General features: G+C 72.5%; 15 protein-coding genes, 1 pseudogene and 1 riboswitch. Of the genes and pseudogenes, 14 read left to right on the top strand and 2 right to left on the bottom strand.

Features of this window, described 5'->3' with window-relative positions; all coding sequences use genetic code 11:
- Positions 1 to 105: 105 nt before the first annotated feature.
- Entirely contained in the window at positions 106 to 975 is an 870-nt protein-coding gene (locus tag H4F70_RS19360) for an MBL fold metallo-hydrolase (protein WP_182358409.1), read from the bottom strand.
- A complete protein-coding gene (locus H4F70_RS19355; RefSeq protein ID WP_182358408.1) occupies positions 972 to 1,655 on the bottom strand; it encodes a TetR-type transcription factor C-terminal domain-containing protein in 684 nt (227 codons plus the stop codon). The genes H4F70_RS19360 and H4F70_RS19355 overlap by 4 nt, the downstream gene beginning before the upstream one ends.
- Before the next feature lie 138 nt (positions 1,656 to 1,793).
- Between H4F70_RS19355 and H4F70_RS19350 the strand changes: the two genes are divergently transcribed.
- The 14 genes and pseudogenes from H4F70_RS19350 (at position 1,794) to H4F70_RS19285 (ending at position 16,048) form a co-directional block, all read left to right on the top strand.
- Positions 1,794 to 2,549 (top strand): SDR family oxidoreductase, encoded by a 756-nt coding sequence (locus H4F70_RS19350; RefSeq protein WP_182358407.1) that lies wholly within the window; start codon positions 1,794 to 1,796, stop codon positions 2,547 to 2,549.
- The gene (locus H4F70_RS19345) at positions 2,546 to 3,004 is read left to right on the top strand and encodes a MaoC family dehydratase (RefSeq protein WP_182358406.1); all 459 of its coding nucleotides are present in this window, start codon (positions 2,546 to 2,548) and stop codon (positions 3,002 to 3,004) included. Before H4F70_RS19350 ends, H4F70_RS19345 begins: the two co-directional genes overlap by 4 nt.
- 55 nt (positions 3,005 to 3,059) lie before the next feature.
- A complete protein-coding gene (locus H4F70_RS19340; RefSeq protein WP_182358405.1) occupies positions 3,060 to 4,919 on the top strand; it encodes an acyl-CoA dehydrogenase in 1,860 nt (619 codons plus the stop codon).
- Between the two features lie 135 nt (positions 4,920 to 5,054).
- Positions 5,055 to 5,168, top strand: a riboswitch (cobalamin riboswitch).
- Positions 5,169 to 5,389: 221 nt separating this feature from the next.
- A complete protein-coding gene (locus tag H4F70_RS19335) occupies positions 5,390 to 6,370 on the top strand; it encodes an ABC transporter substrate-binding protein (protein ID WP_182358404.1) in 981 nt (326 codons plus the stop codon).
- 67 nt (positions 6,371 to 6,437) lie between these two features.
- Entirely contained in the window at positions 6,438 to 7,532 is a 1,095-nt protein-coding gene (locus H4F70_RS19330; RefSeq protein ID WP_372497616.1) for a FecCD family ABC transporter permease, read from the top strand.
- The gene (locus tag H4F70_RS19325; protein ID WP_182358403.1) at positions 7,529 to 8,368 is read left to right on the top strand and encodes an ABC transporter ATP-binding protein; all 840 of its coding nucleotides are present in this window, start codon (positions 7,529 to 7,531) and stop codon (positions 8,366 to 8,368) included. Before H4F70_RS19330 ends, H4F70_RS19325 begins: the two co-directional genes overlap by 4 nt.
- Entirely contained in the window at positions 8,365 to 9,168 is an 804-nt protein-coding gene (locus H4F70_RS19320; protein ID WP_182358402.1) for a (2Fe-2S)-binding protein, read from the top strand. The genes H4F70_RS19325 and H4F70_RS19320 overlap by 4 nt, the downstream gene beginning before the upstream one ends.
- A gap of 130 nt (positions 9,169 to 9,298) precedes the next feature.
- Entirely contained in the window at positions 9,299 to 10,060 is a 762-nt protein-coding gene (locus tag H4F70_RS19315) for an SDR family NAD(P)-dependent oxidoreductase (RefSeq protein WP_182358401.1), read from the top strand.
- A gap of 73 nt (positions 10,061 to 10,133) precedes the next feature.
- A complete protein-coding gene (locus tag H4F70_RS19310) occupies positions 10,134 to 10,910 on the top strand; it encodes a TetR/AcrR family transcriptional regulator (protein WP_182358400.1) in 777 nt (258 codons plus the stop codon).
- Between the two features lie 173 nt (positions 10,911 to 11,083).
- Positions 11,084 to 11,905, top strand: coding sequence for an SDR family NAD(P)-dependent oxidoreductase (locus H4F70_RS19305; protein ID WP_182348474.1), 822 nt, complete (start codon positions 11,084 to 11,086; stop codon positions 11,903 to 11,905).
- Positions 11,905 to 12,849 (top strand): enoyl-CoA hydratase-related protein, encoded by a 945-nt coding sequence (locus H4F70_RS19300; RefSeq protein ID WP_182358399.1) that lies wholly within the window; start codon positions 11,905 to 11,907, stop codon positions 12,847 to 12,849. Before H4F70_RS19305 ends, H4F70_RS19300 begins: the two co-directional genes overlap by 1 nt.
- Before the next feature lie 59 nt (positions 12,850 to 12,908).
- A complete protein-coding gene (locus H4F70_RS19295) occupies positions 12,909 to 14,138 on the top strand; it encodes an acyl-CoA dehydrogenase family protein (RefSeq protein WP_276521009.1) in 1,230 nt (409 codons plus the stop codon).
- Between the two features lie 2 nt (positions 14,139 to 14,140).
- Positions 14,141 to 14,946: pseudogene (locus H4F70_RS19290) on the top strand (SDR family oxidoreductase).
- A 76-nt stretch (positions 14,947 to 15,022) separates the two neighbouring features.
- The gene (locus H4F70_RS19285) at positions 15,023 to 16,048 is read left to right on the top strand and encodes a phosphotransferase family protein (protein ID WP_182360546.1); all 1,026 of its coding nucleotides are present in this window, start codon (positions 15,023 to 15,025) and stop codon (positions 16,046 to 16,048) included.
- The last annotated feature ends 9 nt before the right edge of the window (positions 16,049 to 16,057 follow it).

The following is a 16,057-nucleotide window of genomic DNA, read 5'->3' as shown; positions in this document are numbered from 1 at the left end:
GCGGCCGGCGGGCCGAGTTGAAGTTGACGACAACTTCAACAATAGCGCGTAGTGAGAGCTGCGTCACTACCCGGATGCGGGCGCGCCCGCGGCGGCGCGTGCCCGTTACCCGCCCAGCACTCCGCGGCGCGTGAGCTCGGCCAGGTGGTCGGCGCACATCGTGCGTTCCACCGCGTCGGCGTAGACGGGGCGTGGCCCGGGCCGGAAGATCACGCCGCGCCCCACCAGCGCATCGGCCGTGGCGTGGCCCTGGGCCACCAGGTCCAGCAGCCGCCGCTCGCGCTGGTCCAGCACGGCGGAATGCGCGGCGAGGGCGGCCTGGTACTCGTCGCGGTCGGAGTACGGACCCTTGTGGTGGTACGGCGCGTACACCGCGGCCTCCATTGCGGCGCACGCGGCGAGCGTCGCGCGCGTGTCGGCCAGGCTGGAGCCGGCGTCGCCGTACATGGGCCCGAACGACGACATGTCCACGTCCGCGAGGTACAGCACCCCGTCGGGCTCGATCATGAACCCGCAGTGCCCGGCGGCGTGGCCGGGCAGCGGCACGACGCGGATCGTCACGCCGCCACCCACCTCGAAGACGGCGTCGTCGCCGAACGCGGACGCGTCCGGGAGCGCCGACCAGGAGAACTCCTCGACCATGTCGTGCTCCCAGCCGCCCGGCTCCACGCCGAGCGCCGCGCGGAACCCGTCCCACGAGCGCACGGCGTCGGCGTCGCGTGCGTGCACGGCGACCTGCCCGCGGTGCACGCCGGCGCCTACGACGTGGTCCTCGTGGTAGTGGCTGAGCAACAGCAGGTCGCACGCGGAGACGTCGGTGCCGAAGGTGGAGTCGATGATGACGGTGGTGTCGCCCGCCGTCACCCGCAGCGGATTGCCGGCCGGGTACTTGCCGCCGTGGGGCCCGCGCAGCTGCGTGACGTGCGGGCTCAGGCGGAGCTCGCGGCCGCCCGTAGGGGATGCCTGGTCGCTCATCGCGTCGCCTCGTCCTTTCTGGTCGCGGAATGATGTGCGCCGCAGCCGACGATGCGCAGCGCCATGTCGGCGTAGCCGCGGGCCACCTCCTCCGGGCTCCACCGGCCGTGCGGGCGATACCACCGCGCGATGTCGATGCCCAGCGACAGCAGCGCCAGGGCGGCGAAGTCGCGGTCGGGCGTGTCGAAGACCCCCGCGGCGATCCCCCGCTCCACCAGTGCGCGCACCTCGTGCTCGATGTCCCGGCGCAGCGCGCGGATCTCGGTGAAGTGCTCGGGAGTGAGGGCGCCGAGCTCGTAGTTGACGATGCGCGCCCGGGTGCTGCCGCGGGCGTGCTGCAGGGCGTAGTCGTGCACCAGCGCGCGGAGGGCCGTGGCGGGGTCGTCCGAGGAGGCCGCAGCCGAGCGCACGGTGTGCAGCGCCTCCCGGTGGCCCGCCCTGGAGATCACGTAGAGCAGCTCCTCCTTGGATCGGTGATGCACGTACAGCGCGGCAGGGCTCATGCCGGCGGCGGCCGCGATGTCGCGGGTGGTGGTGCCGGCGAACCCCTTCTCCGCGAACGCGGCGGTGGCGGCCTCGGCGAGCCGGTCGCGGGTCGATGCGGCCCGGTCGGGTGCGGGACTGGCCGGTGCGGGGCCGTCCTCCCGTCCGGCGGCCCCGGTGTGTTCGTCGTCGTTCATTGTGGTTCCCCATCCGGCGCGGTGGTGCGGTCGACTCTTGACGCGGGCCGTGTCATGCGTCATGATAAGCCTAAGCAAGCGCTTAGTAACCTGCAATCCGGCATCTCGATGCGGGGGCGGCCCCACAGGAGGATCTGCATGAACGATTCCAGAATCGCCATCGTCACGGGCGCGGCGCGCGGCATCGGCGCCGGCGTCGCCGAACGGCTCGCGGCCGACGGGCACGTCGTCGCGGTGCTCGACCTGGACGAGGAGGCCTGCCGCCCGGTGGTCGAGCGGATCGGATCCGCGGGCGGCCGCGCGCTGGCCGTGGGGGCCGACGTCTCCGACGAGGCCGCCGCCACCGCCGCCGTCGACAGGGTGGCCGCCGAGCTGGGCGCGCCGACGATCCTGGTGAACAACGCCGGCATCATCCGCGACAACCTGCTGTTCAAGATGAGCGTCGACGACTGGGACGCGGTGATGGGCGTGCACCTGCGCGGGGCGTTCCTCATGTCGCGGGCTGCGCAGGCGCACATGACCCGGGCCGGGTGGGGGCGCATCGTCAACCTGTCCAGCACCTCGGCCCTGGGCAACCGCGGCCAGGCCAACTACGCGGCGGCCAAGGCCGGCATGCAGGGCTTCACCAAGACGCTGGCGCTGGAGCTGGGCAAGTTCGGCGTCACCGCCAACGCGATCGCACCCGGATTCATCGAGACGGAGATGACGCAGGCCACGGCCGAGCGCATCGGGGTGCCGTTCGACGAGTTCAAGGCGCACATGGCCACCGAGATCCCGGTGGCACGCACCGGCGTGCCCGCGGACATCGCGCACGCGGTGTCGTTCTTCGCGAGCGAGGGCGCCGGATACGTCTCCGGCCAGGTGCTCTACGTGGCAGGTGGGCCCAAGGCATGAGGGTCTTCGACGGCATCCCCGCGCTCCAGGCCGCGGCGGGCACCCACCTGGGCTACTCCGGCTGGCACACGGTCACCCAGGAGCAGATCGACACCTTCGCCGAGGCCACGGGCGATCACCAGTGGATCCACGTGGATCCGGAGAAGGCGGCGCAGGGGCCCTTCGGCACCACCATCGCGCACGGGTTCCTCACGCTGAGCCTGGTGCCCATGCTGGCATGGCAGGTCTACACGGTCGAGGGCATCGCGATGGGCATCAACTACGGTGCCAACCGGCTGCGCTTCCCGTCCACCGTGCCCGCGGGCTCGCGTGTGCGGGCGGGCGTGGAGCTGCTCGCGGTGGAGCCCTCCGGCCAGGGGTTCCAGGCGGTGACGCGGGTGACCGTCGAGCGCGAGGGCGGCGACAAGCCCGCATGCGTGGTCGAGATGGTCAGCGTCATCGTCCCGGCGGCCTGAGAGTCTCGGCCGCCTGACAGTCCCGCCCGGACCGCCCGACACGCCTGGAGAAACCATGACCGGATCGCCCGCCCGCCCGCTGTCCCGCGAAGACCTCGCCTTCCTGCTCTACGAGTGGCTGGACGTCGAATCCCTCACTGCCCGGAGTCGTTTCGCCGAACATTCGCGCGAGACGTTCGACGCCGTCATGGACCTGTCCGAGGACCTGGCGATGAGCCTGTTCGCGCCCCACAACAAGGCGTCCGACGCGAATGAGCCGCACATGCTGCCCGACGGCACCGTCGAGATGATCCCCGAGGTGAAGAAGGCGCTCGACGCGTTCTCCGAGGCCGGGCTCATCGCCGGGACCTTCGACGGGGAACTGGGCGGGATGCAGCTGCCGGTTGTCGTGGCCCGCGCGGCGATGGCGTGGTTCCAGGCGGCGAACATCTCCACGGCCGGCTACCCGTTCCTCACCATTGCCAACGCGAACCTCCTTGCGGCGCACGGCTCGCCGGCGCAGGTGGACACCTTCGTGCAGCCCATGCTCGCCGGGCGGTGGTTCGGCACCATGTGCCTGTCGGAGCCGCAGGCCGGCTCGTCGCTGGCCGACGTCACCACCAAGGCGGTCAAGGACGACGGCGGGGAGCCGGGGCGATACCGGATCACCGGCACCAAGATGTGGATCTCCGGCGGCGACCACGAGTTGACCGAGAACATCGTGCACTTGGTGCTGGCCAAGGTGCCGGGTGCGCCCGCGGGCGTCAAGGGGATCTCGCTGTTCATCGTGCCCAAGCACGTGCCGGACGGCGGCGTGCGCACGGCGGCCGAGCGCGGCGGCGAGGCCGCACTCGGCGGGCGCAACGACGTCACCCTGGTGGGGCTCAACCACAAGATGGGCAACCGTGGCACCACCAACACGCTGCTGGCCTTCGGCGACGGGACGCATCCGGTGGACGGGAAGGCCGGCGCCGTGGGCTACCTGGTGGGCGAGGAGAACAAGGGCCTCGCCTGCATGTTCCACATGATGAACGAGGCGCGCATCGGCGTCGGCTTCGGCGCCATCTCCCTCGGCTACGCCGGCTATCAGGCGTCGCTGGAGTACGCGCGCACCCGCACCCAGGGCCGCCGGCCCGGCGAGAAGGACCCGGCCACGCCGCCGGTGGCGCTGGTGGAGCACGCCGATGTGCGCCGGATGCTGCTGGCGCAGAAGGCGTACGCCGAGGGCGCGCTGGCGCTGGGGCTGTACTGCTCGAAGCTCGTCGACGAGGAGACGACGGCGGACGACGACGCGGCCCGCGCCCGCATCACGCTGCTGCTGGACGTGCTCACGCCCATCGCCAAGAGCTGGCCCAGCCAGTGGTGCCTGCACGCGAACAGCCTGGCCATTCAGGTGCACGGCGGCTACGGGTACACCCGCGACTACGACGTGGAGCAGTACTACCGCGACAACCGGCTCAACCCCATCCACGAGGGCACCCACGGCATCCAGGGCCTGGACCTGCTGGGGCGCAAGATGATCATGCAGGGCGGCGCCGGGCTGGTGCTGCTGGCGCAGACCATCGAGGCCACCGCGGAGCGGGCCCGGGAGGCCGGCGGCGCTGCGGCCGGGCACGCCGAGCAGCTGTCGGCGGCAGTGCGACGGCTCACCGAGGTCACCGGCACGCTGTGGGCCGGCGACGGCGCCGAGGACACCGCGCAGGTGGCGCTGGCGAACTCGTCGGTCTACCTGGAGGCGGCCGGGCACGTGGTGATCGCGTGGATGTGGCTGGAACAGCTGCTGGCGACCGGCGGGAAGGACGGCGCCTTCTACGAGGGCAAACGCGCGGCCGCCCGCTACTTCTACCGCTACGAGCTGCCGCGCACCGGCCCGCAGTTCGACCTGCTCGCCAGTCGCGACCGCACCACGGTGGACCTCGACCCGGCGTGGTTGTGACCGACCGAGCTTCAGCGTGCCGGGGAGACCGGGCGGAGACCTGACGATGTCAGTCACCGGAATCCGTGCCGAGGTGGCCGTGGAAGCAGCGGTCCCGCCTCCGGCGCGCGCGCCATGCCTGTGCATAATGTCGGGCAGCATCATCCACGCTTGCGTGGGGGAAGTCCGGTGAGAGTCCGGCGCTGACCCGCAACGGTAGGCCGCCATCCGGCGGCGAGCCCGATCACCCGCGCCTGCGTGCTGCGATCCCATGTGCCGCCGTGGTCTGCGGGCAGGGGTCCGGTGGGCACGTCGCGCCGCGTCCGGGATCGTCCCGCACGCCCGGCGCCGCCGCGTCGCGCCGCGACCGCTCCCAGGGCCACCCGTCGAAAGGCCCGAGGTTGGCCCGCCCAGGATTCCCTCGCACCCGGTCCGGAGCTCGTACCGGTTCTTCCATCCGGAGCCTGCTCGCCGCCTCCGCGGCCGCACTCATGCTCGTGGCACCGCTGGCCGGCTGCTCCCGCGGCTCCGGCATGGCCGACACCTCTGCCGCGCCTGCCTCTGGATCAGCCACCACCGCGTTCGCGCAGCCGGTGTCCGTGCAGAACTGCGGCCGCACGGAGACGTTCGATGCGCCGCCGCAGCGGATCATCACGCTCAACGGGCACGTCACCGAGACGCTCATCGCCCTGGGCCCCGGCGACCGCATCGTCGGCTCCGCCTACCCCGACTCGCCCCCTGCGCCCGAGATCGCCGACGCCTATAACGCCATCCCGCAGCTCTCCGGGCGGTTCCCCACCGCCGAGCAGGTGCTCGACCAGAACCCCGACCTGGTGGTGGGTGGCATGACAAGCGCCTTCGCCGACAAGGACGGGCGCGGCCGCGACGCACTGGAAGCCGCCGGCATCGCCACCTTCCTGTTCTCCGAGTACTGTGGCGACGGGTTCACCGGGCTCGAGGTGCTGCGGAACGACTTCACGCAGCTCGGCCAGGTGCTCGGTACCCCCGAGCAGGCGAAGGAGACGGTCGACGGCATCGTCTCCGGCCTCGACAGCATCCGCGACCGCATCGACGCGAGCGGTGCGGCGCCGGTGAGCACCTTCTTCTACGACTCGGGCACCGATCAACCCACGACCATCGGAACCCGCGGCGTCGGCAGCGTCATCGCAGAGTACGCGGGCGCCCGCAACATCACCCCCGACAGCCCCAAGCCGTACTTCCCCACCAGCTGGGAGACGGTGGGCGAGCGCGCGCCCGAGGCCATCGTCGTCTTCGACTACGGCGATCAGACGGCGCAGCAGAAGATCGACTTCCTCAAGAACCAGCCGATCATGGCCACCACCCCGGCCGTGCAGAACGACCGGTTCGTCGTGGTGCCCCTCGCCGACATGTTCGAGAGCCCCCGCATGGTGCGTGCCGCCGACACCATCGCCCGCGGCCTGCACCCCGAGGCGTTCAAGGACGCCGGGTGAGGGGGCCGTCATGACCGCACCCGCCGCAACAGGCCGGGCCGCCGGACCGCGGCGGAACCGGGAGTCCGTGGTCGTCTCCGCGCGCGACGTGCCCGGCCCTGGGCGCCGCGCCTCGCGCCGCGCCGTGATGATCGGGTTCGCGCTGGCCGCCGCGCTGCTGGCTGCGCTCGGCGCGTCGGTGTCGCTGGGCTCGGTGACGATCCCGTTCGGCGACGTGTGGGCGATCGTCGCGCACGCCGTCACCCCGTCGACCTGGTGGACGGGCTCGTGGGCGCCGTGGTGGACGCCCGCGCGCGAGGTGATCGTCGTCGACTCGCGCCTGCCTCGCGCGCTCACCGCCGCGTGCGTGGGGGCCGCACTGGCCGTGGCGGGTGTGGTGGCGCAGGCGGTCACCCGCAACGCGCTCGCCGACCCCTACCTGCTGGGCATCTCATCGGGCGCCGGATTCGGGGTGGTGCTGGTGATCGTCACCGGATTGGGGGCGGGAGCGCTGGGCGCCTTCACTCTGCCGGCCGCCGCGTTCGCCGGGGCGCTGCTCCCGCTGGCCGGCACGATCGCGGTGAGCGCCAAGGCTCGCGATGTCACCGCGGTGATCCTCGCGGGCGTGGCGATGTCGATGGTGTTCTCGGCGCTGATCACGTTCTTCGTGCTGGTGGTGGGCGACGATCACACGCTGGGCAGTGTCATGCGCTGGCTCGCGGGCGGGTTCGGCGACGCGCGCTGGGCCACCCTCGCCGTTCCTGCCGCGGCCGTGCTCCTGGTGGGCGGCGGCGTGATGGCGAGCGGACGGTGGCTCAACCTGCTGCATGCCGGCGACGACGGGGCGGCGGCGCTGGGCATGAACGTGCGGCGGTTCCGGTTGCTGGTGCTGCTGGCGGTGTCGCTGCTCACCGCGGCGGCCGTGTCGGTGTCGGGGGCGATCGGATTCGTCGGGCTGCTCGTGCCGCATGCCGCCGGGTTCCTGGTGGGGCGCAACGCCGTCCGCCTCGTCCCCGTGGCGGCGTTGGGCGGGGCGCTGGTTCTGGTGCTCGCCGACGTGGTGGCCCGCACCGTCAGTCCCACCACCGAGTTGCCGGTAGGCGTCGTGACGGCGATGGCCGGCGGACCCGTGTTCCTGGCGATGCTGTGGCGGCAATACAGCCGGCGGGAAGGGGCGCGATGACTTCAGCGGAGATTCCTGCGACGGCGGACGGTACCGCTCCCGTGCTGCTCACGGCGCTCGGAGTGACGGCCCGCCTCGGCGGCGCCGACGTGCTCCGCGGTGTGGGCATCACGGTGGCGCCGGGCGAGGTGCACGGCCTGGTGGGGCCCAATGGCAGTGGCAAGACGACGCTGCTGCGCTGCTGCTATCGGGCCCTCGAGCCCTCGGCGGGCGCGGTGCTGGTGGGAGGCGAGGACGTGCGGCGGATGCGCCGGCGTGCGCTGGCCGGACTCGTCGGAGCGAGCACCCAGGAGCCGCCCGCGCTGGGCGGGCTGACGGTGCGCGAATCGGTGCGATTGGGGCGCACCGCGCTTCGCGGCTGGCTCGAGCCAATGGATGGCGAGGACGAGCGGATCGTCGACGACGCGGTCGCTCAGGTGGGCCTGACCGGATTCGCCGACCGCGACGTCACGGCCCTTTCCGGCGGTGAGCGCCAGCGCGTGTCGATCGCGCGCGCCCTGGCCCAACGTCCGCGGGTGCTGCTGCTCGACGAGCCCACCAACCACCTGGACCTGCGCCATCAGCTCACAGTGCTCGAGCTGTTGCGCGCACGTGCCGCCGACGGCATGGCCGTGGTGGTGACGCTGCACGACCTGCGCTGGGCCGTCGAGTACTGCGACGTGCTGACGGTGCTGGACATCGGCACGGTGCGGGCGTCCGGCCGGCCCGGTGACGTGCTGACGCCCGCGCTGCTCGCCGAAGTGTTCGGCGTCGACGGCGCCGTGCGCGCCGGTGGCGGGCGACGGCTGCTCGACCTGCGGGGGCTGGCGGATGCACCCGAGGAGGCTTCGCTGTGACCGGCACCGAGCTCGACGCCGCCTACGCCGCGGCCGCCTCGCTGATGGGCCGCTTCGCGCCGCGGGCCGGCGACCCCGCGAATGTCGACGCGCTGCCCGGCGCGGTGCTGTGCGACACGGACTGGCTGGCGCGCCGGGTCACCGACACGGTGCGCCGCTGGGACTGTCCCGACGATCGGACGGCCGGCACGCTCTGGTGGTACTCGACGAGCGTGACGATGACCGCCGCGGCGCCGGCGATGCTGCTGGCGTCGGGCGTCGCGCCCGACCCGGACCCGCGCCGGGCGACCTGCACGCTCACCGACTACGGCTACCTCGCCTCGATGCGGGCCGGACGCCTGCTGGTGGGGGGCGATGCGTACGCGCGGGCGTTGGGCCCGGCCCTGGAGCAGGTGATCGTTCCGCTCGCGCGCGTCTCGGGGGCCTCTGAGCGCGCGCTGTGGGCGATCGCCGCGGACGCGCTGGCCAACCAGGCGCTGGCCGCGGGACGCGAGGCAGGGCGCATCGCCGAGGCCGGGACGCTGGCGGTTCAGCTGGCGGACTCCACGCCGATGCCGGTGCCGCGCTACGTCGATCTCGCGCCGGGGCCGGGCGCGGAAGGGCCGAACACCGCAGGGGACGTCACCCTGCTTTCCGCTGCTCCCGCGTCCGAAGAGCCCGGCGGTGCCCGACGGGTGGTGCGGCGCTGCTCGTGCTGCCTGATCTACCAGGCGCCCGGCGAGGGCAAGTGCGTGAGCTGTCCGCGCAGGCGGCCCGACGACCGTGCGCAGTCGCTGGCCGAGTGGCTCTCCCGGCAGTGACGGGGGACTGCGTGAAAGCGGCCACGGGTGCGTCGTCCGGCCGGGGACCGCAGGCTGGTGACGCTCCCGCAGCGGATACTGTGAGCTCGGCAACAATCGCACCCGTGTACGCATCGGAGGAGCACTGATCATGACCGTTCCGGACCTGTTCCGCCTCGACGGGCGCGTCGCCATCGTCACCGGCGCGTCGTCGGGCCTCGGCGTCGCGTTCGCGCGCGGCTTCGCCGAGGCGGGCGCCGACGTGGTGCTCGCCGCCCGGCGTGCCGACCGGCTCGAGGACACCGCCGCACTGGTCCGCGCCGCGGGGCGCACGGCGCTGTGCGTCGGCACCGACGTCGCCGACCCGGCCGCCTGCCGGGCGATGGTGGACGCGGCGATGGCGGAATTCGGCCGCGTCGACGTGCTGGTGAACAACGCGGGCGTCGGCACGGCCGTCCCGGCGACGCGGGAGACGCCCGAGGAGTTCCGGCGCGTCGTCGACATCAACCTGTCCGGCTCGTACTGGGCGGCGCAGGCGTGCGGTCGGGTGATGGAGCCGGGCAGCGCCATCGTCAACATTTCCAGCGTGCTCGGCCTCACCACCGCAGGGCTGCCGCAGGCCGCGTACTCGGCGAGCAAGGCCGGCGTCATCGGACTCACCCGCGACCTGGCCCAACAGTGGGGCGGGCGCAAGGGCATCCGCGTCAACGCCATCGCCCCCGGGTTCTTCGCATCCGAGATGACCGACACCTATCCACCCGGCTATCTCGACGCGATGCATCAGCGGATCGTCCTGGGCCGCATCGGCGATCCCGCGGAACTCGCTGCCACGGCGGTGTGGCTGGCGTCGGACGCGGCCGGATACGTGGTGGGGCAGACGATCCCCGTCGACGGCGGCGTGACCATCACCTGACCGGGGCCCAGGGCCGACCCCCGTCGCGCCGCCGGTTCTTGGAATTGACGTCATGTTCAAGTATAAACGGGGCATGGTAGGCAATCGCTCGCTGCACGCAGACCGCCCGGCCCAGGGAAAGGGCACCGGCACCGCCGCCGGGCCCTCGTCGGCGGGCGCCCGGAAACCGGTCACCGAACGTGGCGCCCGCACCCGGGCTGCCTTGGTGACGGCGGCGCGGGTGGTCTTCGAGCGGGCCGGCTACCTGGATACCCGGCTCACCGACATCACCCGCGAGGCGCGGTGCTCCACGGGCACCTTCTACACCTACTTCGCCGGCAAGGAGGAGATCCTCACGGCGGTCCTCGACGAGGCGCAGGAGGACATGCTGCACCCGGGTATGGCGCGCGTGGCGGACCCCGACGATCCGTACGCGGTGCTCGAGGCGAGCAACCGCGCCTACCTCGAGTCGTACCGGCGCAACGCCGAGCTGATGGTGCTCATGGAGCAGGTCGCCAACATCGACGCCGACTTCCGGGAGCACCGGCGCCAGCGGGCCGAGGTGTTCATCGCCCGCAACGCCCGCAACATCGCCGACCTGCAGCGCCGCGGGCTCGCTGACGCGGCCCTCGACCCCATGCTCACCTCCCGGGCGCTGTCGAGCATGGTCAGCCGCGTCGCCTACAGCGTCATCGGGTTCGGCGAGGGGCTCGAATCGGTCGACGGCGCCGGCGTCGGGGAGAACGGGGCGACCGCGGCCGGGGAGGCCGGAATCGGTGAGGCTGCCGAGGACGCCAACTTCGCGATGCTGGTCGACACGCTCACGCGCGTGTGGGCGAATGCGCTGCGACTGGAGCCGCGCCGGGCCTGATCCGCGGTCCGGCCGCCGGTTCGCGCGCTCGTGACCGCAACCTCGCAGCATCGCAGTATTGAAGTTGACGTCGACTTCAACTAAACTTCGATGTAATGCCGATCACGACAGGCGAGCGACCGTGCGACAGATCGCAGCGAGCGCATCGTTGAGACCGAGGAGGGAAGGGCAACGTGCAGATCCCTGGAAAGACGGCGATCGTCACCGGCGGCGGCGGGGGCATCGGCTCCGCGGTCGCGCAGGCGCTGGCGGCACGCGGCGCGCGCGTCGTCGTCGCGGACCTCGACGGGGCGGCGGCCGAGCGTGCGGCCGCGGCGATCAACGGGGACCACCCCGGCGCCGCCGTGGCCGAGGGCGGCGATGTCGCCCGCACCGAGGTGATCGAACGCCTCATCGCCCGGGCGCAGGCCGAGTTCGGCCCGGTGGACATGTACTTCGCCAACGCGGGCATCACCGGCGGCCCGGGCCTGGGCCTCACCGAGCAGCAGTGGGACACGGTGCTGGACGTCAACCTGCGTGCGCACATCCGCGCGGCGCAGCTGTTGGTGCCCGGGTGGGCCGAGCGCGGCGAGGGCTGCTTCGTGTCCACCGCCTCGGCGGCCGGCCTGCTCACGCAGATCGGCTCGGCCGGATACTCGGTGACCAAGCACGCCGCAGTGGCCTTCGCCGAATGGCTCTCGGTCACGTATGGGGACAGCGGCATCCGCGTGAGCTGCCTGTGTCCTATGGGAGTCGAAACGCCGCTGCTGCGTGCGGGCGAACGTTCCGGTGACCGCCTGGGCGAGGCCGCGACGCGCGCCGTGACGAGCGCCGGCGACGTCCTCGCCCCGGAGGTGGTGGCCGCCGACGTCATGGCGGCCGTCGAGGACGAACGGTTCCTCATCCTGCCGCACCCGGGTGTGCTGGACATGTACCGGCAGAAGGGCGCCGACTACGACCGATGGCTGCGCGGCATGCGGCGGTACCAGCGCTCGCTGCTGGAGGTGGATGCGTGATGGCGACGTCGAAAACGCAGGCGGACCAGGGTGATACGGGTCTGGACGGTTTTGCGAACGTGTACGCGTCGGCCCCGGACGCTCCGGTCCTCGCCGAGCAGCGCGGCGCCGTCCTGCTCCTCACCCTCAACCGCCCCGACAAGCTCAACGCGTGGAACGACGCGATGGAGGACCGCTACCTGGACCTCCTCGAGGCCGCCGATGCGGACCCTGCGGTGGCGGCGGTGGTGGTGACGGGCGCCGGCCGCGGCTTCTGCTCCGGTGCGGACCTGGGCGGGCTCCGCAACGCGGGCGAGCGCACGGCCGACGACATCGTCACACCGCGGGCGCGGGACACCGCCCGGCACCTGCGCAAGCCGCTGATCGGCGCCATCAACGGTGCGGTCGCCGGATTCGGGCTGGCGCAGGCGCTGTACTTCGACGTGCGGTTCGCGGCGCGCACGGCGCGGTTCACCACGGCGTTCGCGCGGCGCGGGCTCATCGCCGAGTACGGCACCACAGTCATGCTCGCAGACCTCGTGGGGCGCAGCCGGGCGGCCGACCTGCTGCTCTCGGCCCGCATGGTGGAGGCCGAGGAGGCCTGGCGGATCGGGCTGGTCGACCACCTGGCGGGCGAGTCCGGAGCCGAAGTGGTCGACGCCGCCGTCGCCTATGCCGCCGACCTCGCCGCGCACTGCTCGCCGCGCTCGATGGCGGCGATCAAGCGGCAGCTGCGCCGCGATGTCGACGGCGCCTACCCGGGGGCCGCCGCACGCGCGGAACCGCTGATGCTGCAGGCATTCCACTCGACCGATTCGACGGAGGGGGTGGCGAGTCACCTGGAGCGCCGCGCGCCCCGGTTCCCGCCGCTGCCGCCGCGGCCCGAGGGCGAGACCCCGGCCACGGAGGCCGGGCGCGGCGCCCGCGCGGCCGGCGCGATCTCCCTGCCGCCGCTGCCGTACTGAGGATCCCCCGCCGGGCCCCCAACAGCCAGAACGCAACCCAGTCAGGAGCACTGATCCCGATGTTCGAATACTCCGAACGCACCGAGCAGCTCCGCAAGGATCTGCTCGACTTCATGGACGCTCACGTCTACCCGGCCGAGTCCGTCTACGAGCAGCAGATGCGCGAATCCGGCGACCCGCACTTCCAGCCGCCGGTCATGGAGGAGCTCAAGGCCGAGGCCCGCCGGCGGGGCCTGTGGAACCTCTTCCACCCGCATCCGTCGTCCGGCGTGGCGCTGACCAACCTCGAGTACGCGCCGCTCGCCGAGATCATGGGCCGCAGCCCGCACATCGCCCCCGAAGCCTGCAACTGCAACGCCCCCGACACCGGCAACATGGAGGTGCTCGAGCTCTTCGGCACCGAGGAGCACAAAGAGAAGTACCTGAAGCCGCTGCTCGAGGGGACCATGGCGTCGGCGTTCGCCATGACCGAGCCGGCGGTGGCCAGCTCGGACGCCACCAACATCGCGCTGTCGATGGTGCGCGAGGGCGAGGGCGACGACGCGGTCTACGTCCTCAACGGCCGCAAGTGGTTCGCGTCCAACGCCCTGCACAAGAACTGCAAGGTCATGATCGTCATGGGCAAGACCGACCCGTCGGCGGAGACGCACCGTCAGCAGTCGATGATGGTGGTCCCCATCGACGCGCCCGGCGTCACCGTCATGCGCGGGCTGCCCGTCTACGGGTACCAGGACCGCGAGGGGCATGCCGAGATCGACTTCCAGGACGTGCGCGTGCCCGCCAAGGACGTCCTCAAGGGCGAGGGCGAGGGCTTCGCGATCAGTCAGGCGCGCTTGGGGCCCGGCCGCATCCACCACTGCATGCGCGTCGTCGGCATGGCCGAGCGTGCCCTGGATCTGCTGTGCGAGCGGGCGCTCAGCCGCGTCACCTTCGGCAAGCCGGTGGCCGAGAACGCCAACATCCAGGACTGGATCGCCGAGGCCCGCATCGAGATCGACATGGTCCGCCTGCTCACCCTCAAGGCCGCCGACATGATGGACACGGTGGGCAACAAGGAGGCCCGCACCGAGATCGCGGCCATCAAGGTGGCGGCGCCGCAGATGGCGCTCAAGGTGCTCGACCGCGCGGTGCAGGTGCACGGAGCGGGCGGCGTCACCGACGACTTCCCACTGGCACGCACCTGGGCCGGCGTGCGCACGCTGCGGCTGGCCGACGGCCCCGACGAGGTGCACAAGCGGGCCATCGCCCGCCAGGAGCTGCGCAAGCACCGCAACGCCGGGGGCCGCTGATCATGGCGGGCACGGCGCACCCCGGAGTGGATCTTTCCGGCCGCACCGCGGTGGTCACCGGCGCCTCGCGGGGCATCGGGCTCGCGACGGCGCAGCATCTGGCCGCCGCGGGGGCGAACGTGGTGCTCACGGCGCGCACCCAGGACGCGGCCGACGCGGCGGCGGCGCAGGTCGCCGGCCCCGGCACGGCCGCATCGGCATCGCCGCGCACGTGGCGCACGAGGACGAGGCGCGCGCGTGCGTGCAGCGCACCGCGGAGATGTTCGGCGGCATCGACATCCTGGTCAACAACGCGGGCACCAACCCCTCCTACGGCCCGCTCATCGCGCAGGACCACGGCCGGTTCGCCAAGACCTTCGACATCAACCTGTGGGCCCCGATCCTGTGGACGTCGCTGGTGATGGACGCGTCGATGCGCGAGCGCGGCGGGTCGGTGATCAACACGGCGTCGATCGGCGGCATGGGCCACGAGGCCGGCATCGGGATGTACAACGCGTCCAAGGCGGCGCTGATCCACGTGACCAAGCAGCTGGCGTTGGAGCTCTCGCCGCGGGTGCGCGTGAACTGCGTGTGCCCCGGCGTGGTGCGCACGCGGCTCGCCGAGGCGCTGTGGAAGGAGCACGAGCAGGCGGTGTCCGCGGCGACGGCGCTGGACCGCATCGGCGAACCGGATGACGTGGCTGGAGCCGTGACGTTCCTGGCATCCGATGCCGCGCAGTGGATCACCGGCGAGGAACTCGTGATCGACGGCGGGCAGCGGCTGGGTTCGCCCGCAGGATTCCGGGAGGAGGCGCGCGCCCGTGACTGACAGCGCACGGTCGGCGACGGAACGGGAAGCCGCGGCGGGTGTGCCGGGGATCGACATCGCGGCGGTGGCGGCCTGGATGCGGAGCCTGGGGCAGCCGGTGGACGGCGCGCTGCGGCTCACGCGGATCGGGCTGGGCCAGTCCAACCTCACCTACCTCGCCGAGGACGATGCCGGGAGCCGTTGGGTGCTGCGCCGTCCGCCGCTCGGGCACCTGCTGGCGTCGGCGCACGACGTGGGCCGCGAGGCGCGGATCATCCGCGCACTCGAGCACACCGACGTGCCGGTGCCGGTCATCCACGGGGTGGCCGGTCCGGACACCGTCGTCGACGGCACCCCCGTCGCCGACGCCCCGCTGGTGCTCATGGAGCACGTCGACGGGTTGGCGGTGGACCGGATGTCCGTGGCAGAGGGGCTCACCCCGGAGCGCCGCCGCGCCATCGGGCTGTCGATGCCGGCGGTGCTCGCCCGCATCCACGCCGTCGACCTGGACGAGGCCGGCCTGGCCGACCTCGCCGGCCGCAAGCCGTACGCGGCGCGGCAGCTCAAGCGGTGGGCCGGCCAGTGGGAGCAGTCGAAGACCCGCGAGCTGCCGGCGTTCGACGCGCTCACCCGCCGGCTCATCGCCGCGGCCCCCGAGCAGACGGAGGTGACGCTGGTGCACGGCGACTTCCACCTGCGCAACGTGCTCGTCGCGGGCACCCCTGGCGAGGGCGGCCCGCGCGCGTGCGGCGAGGTGGTGGCAGCACTGGACTGGGAGCTGTCCACGCTCGGCGAGCCGCTGGCCGACATCGGCAGCATGCTCGCCTACTGGCCGGAGGCCGGTGAGGACTTCGGCGGCGATTTCACCGCCACCGCGCTGGCGGGCTCGCCCACCCGCGAGGAGGTGGCCGCCGAGTACCTGCGGCTCACCGGCCGCGACGAGTCGGCGCTGCGGTACTGGCACGTGCTGGGGCTGTGGAAGGTCGCGTCCATCGCAGAGGGTGTGATGCGCCGGGCGCTGGACGAGCCGCGCAACAAGGCGGCCGCCGGCACGCCCACGCCGGCGCGCATCGACGCGCTGGTGGACAAGGCGACGGAGCTGGCCGACCAGGCGGGGATCTGACGGGATGAG

It is taken from the genome of Tomitella gaofuii (assembly GCF_014126825.1).
In the GTDB taxonomy this organism is placed as follows: domain Bacteria; phylum Actinomycetota; class Actinomycetes; order Mycobacteriales; family Mycobacteriaceae; genus Tomitella; species Tomitella gaofuii.
The sequence above is the reverse complement of the archived record's forward strand: the minus strand, read 5'-3'. Positions and strand labels throughout refer to the sequence as shown.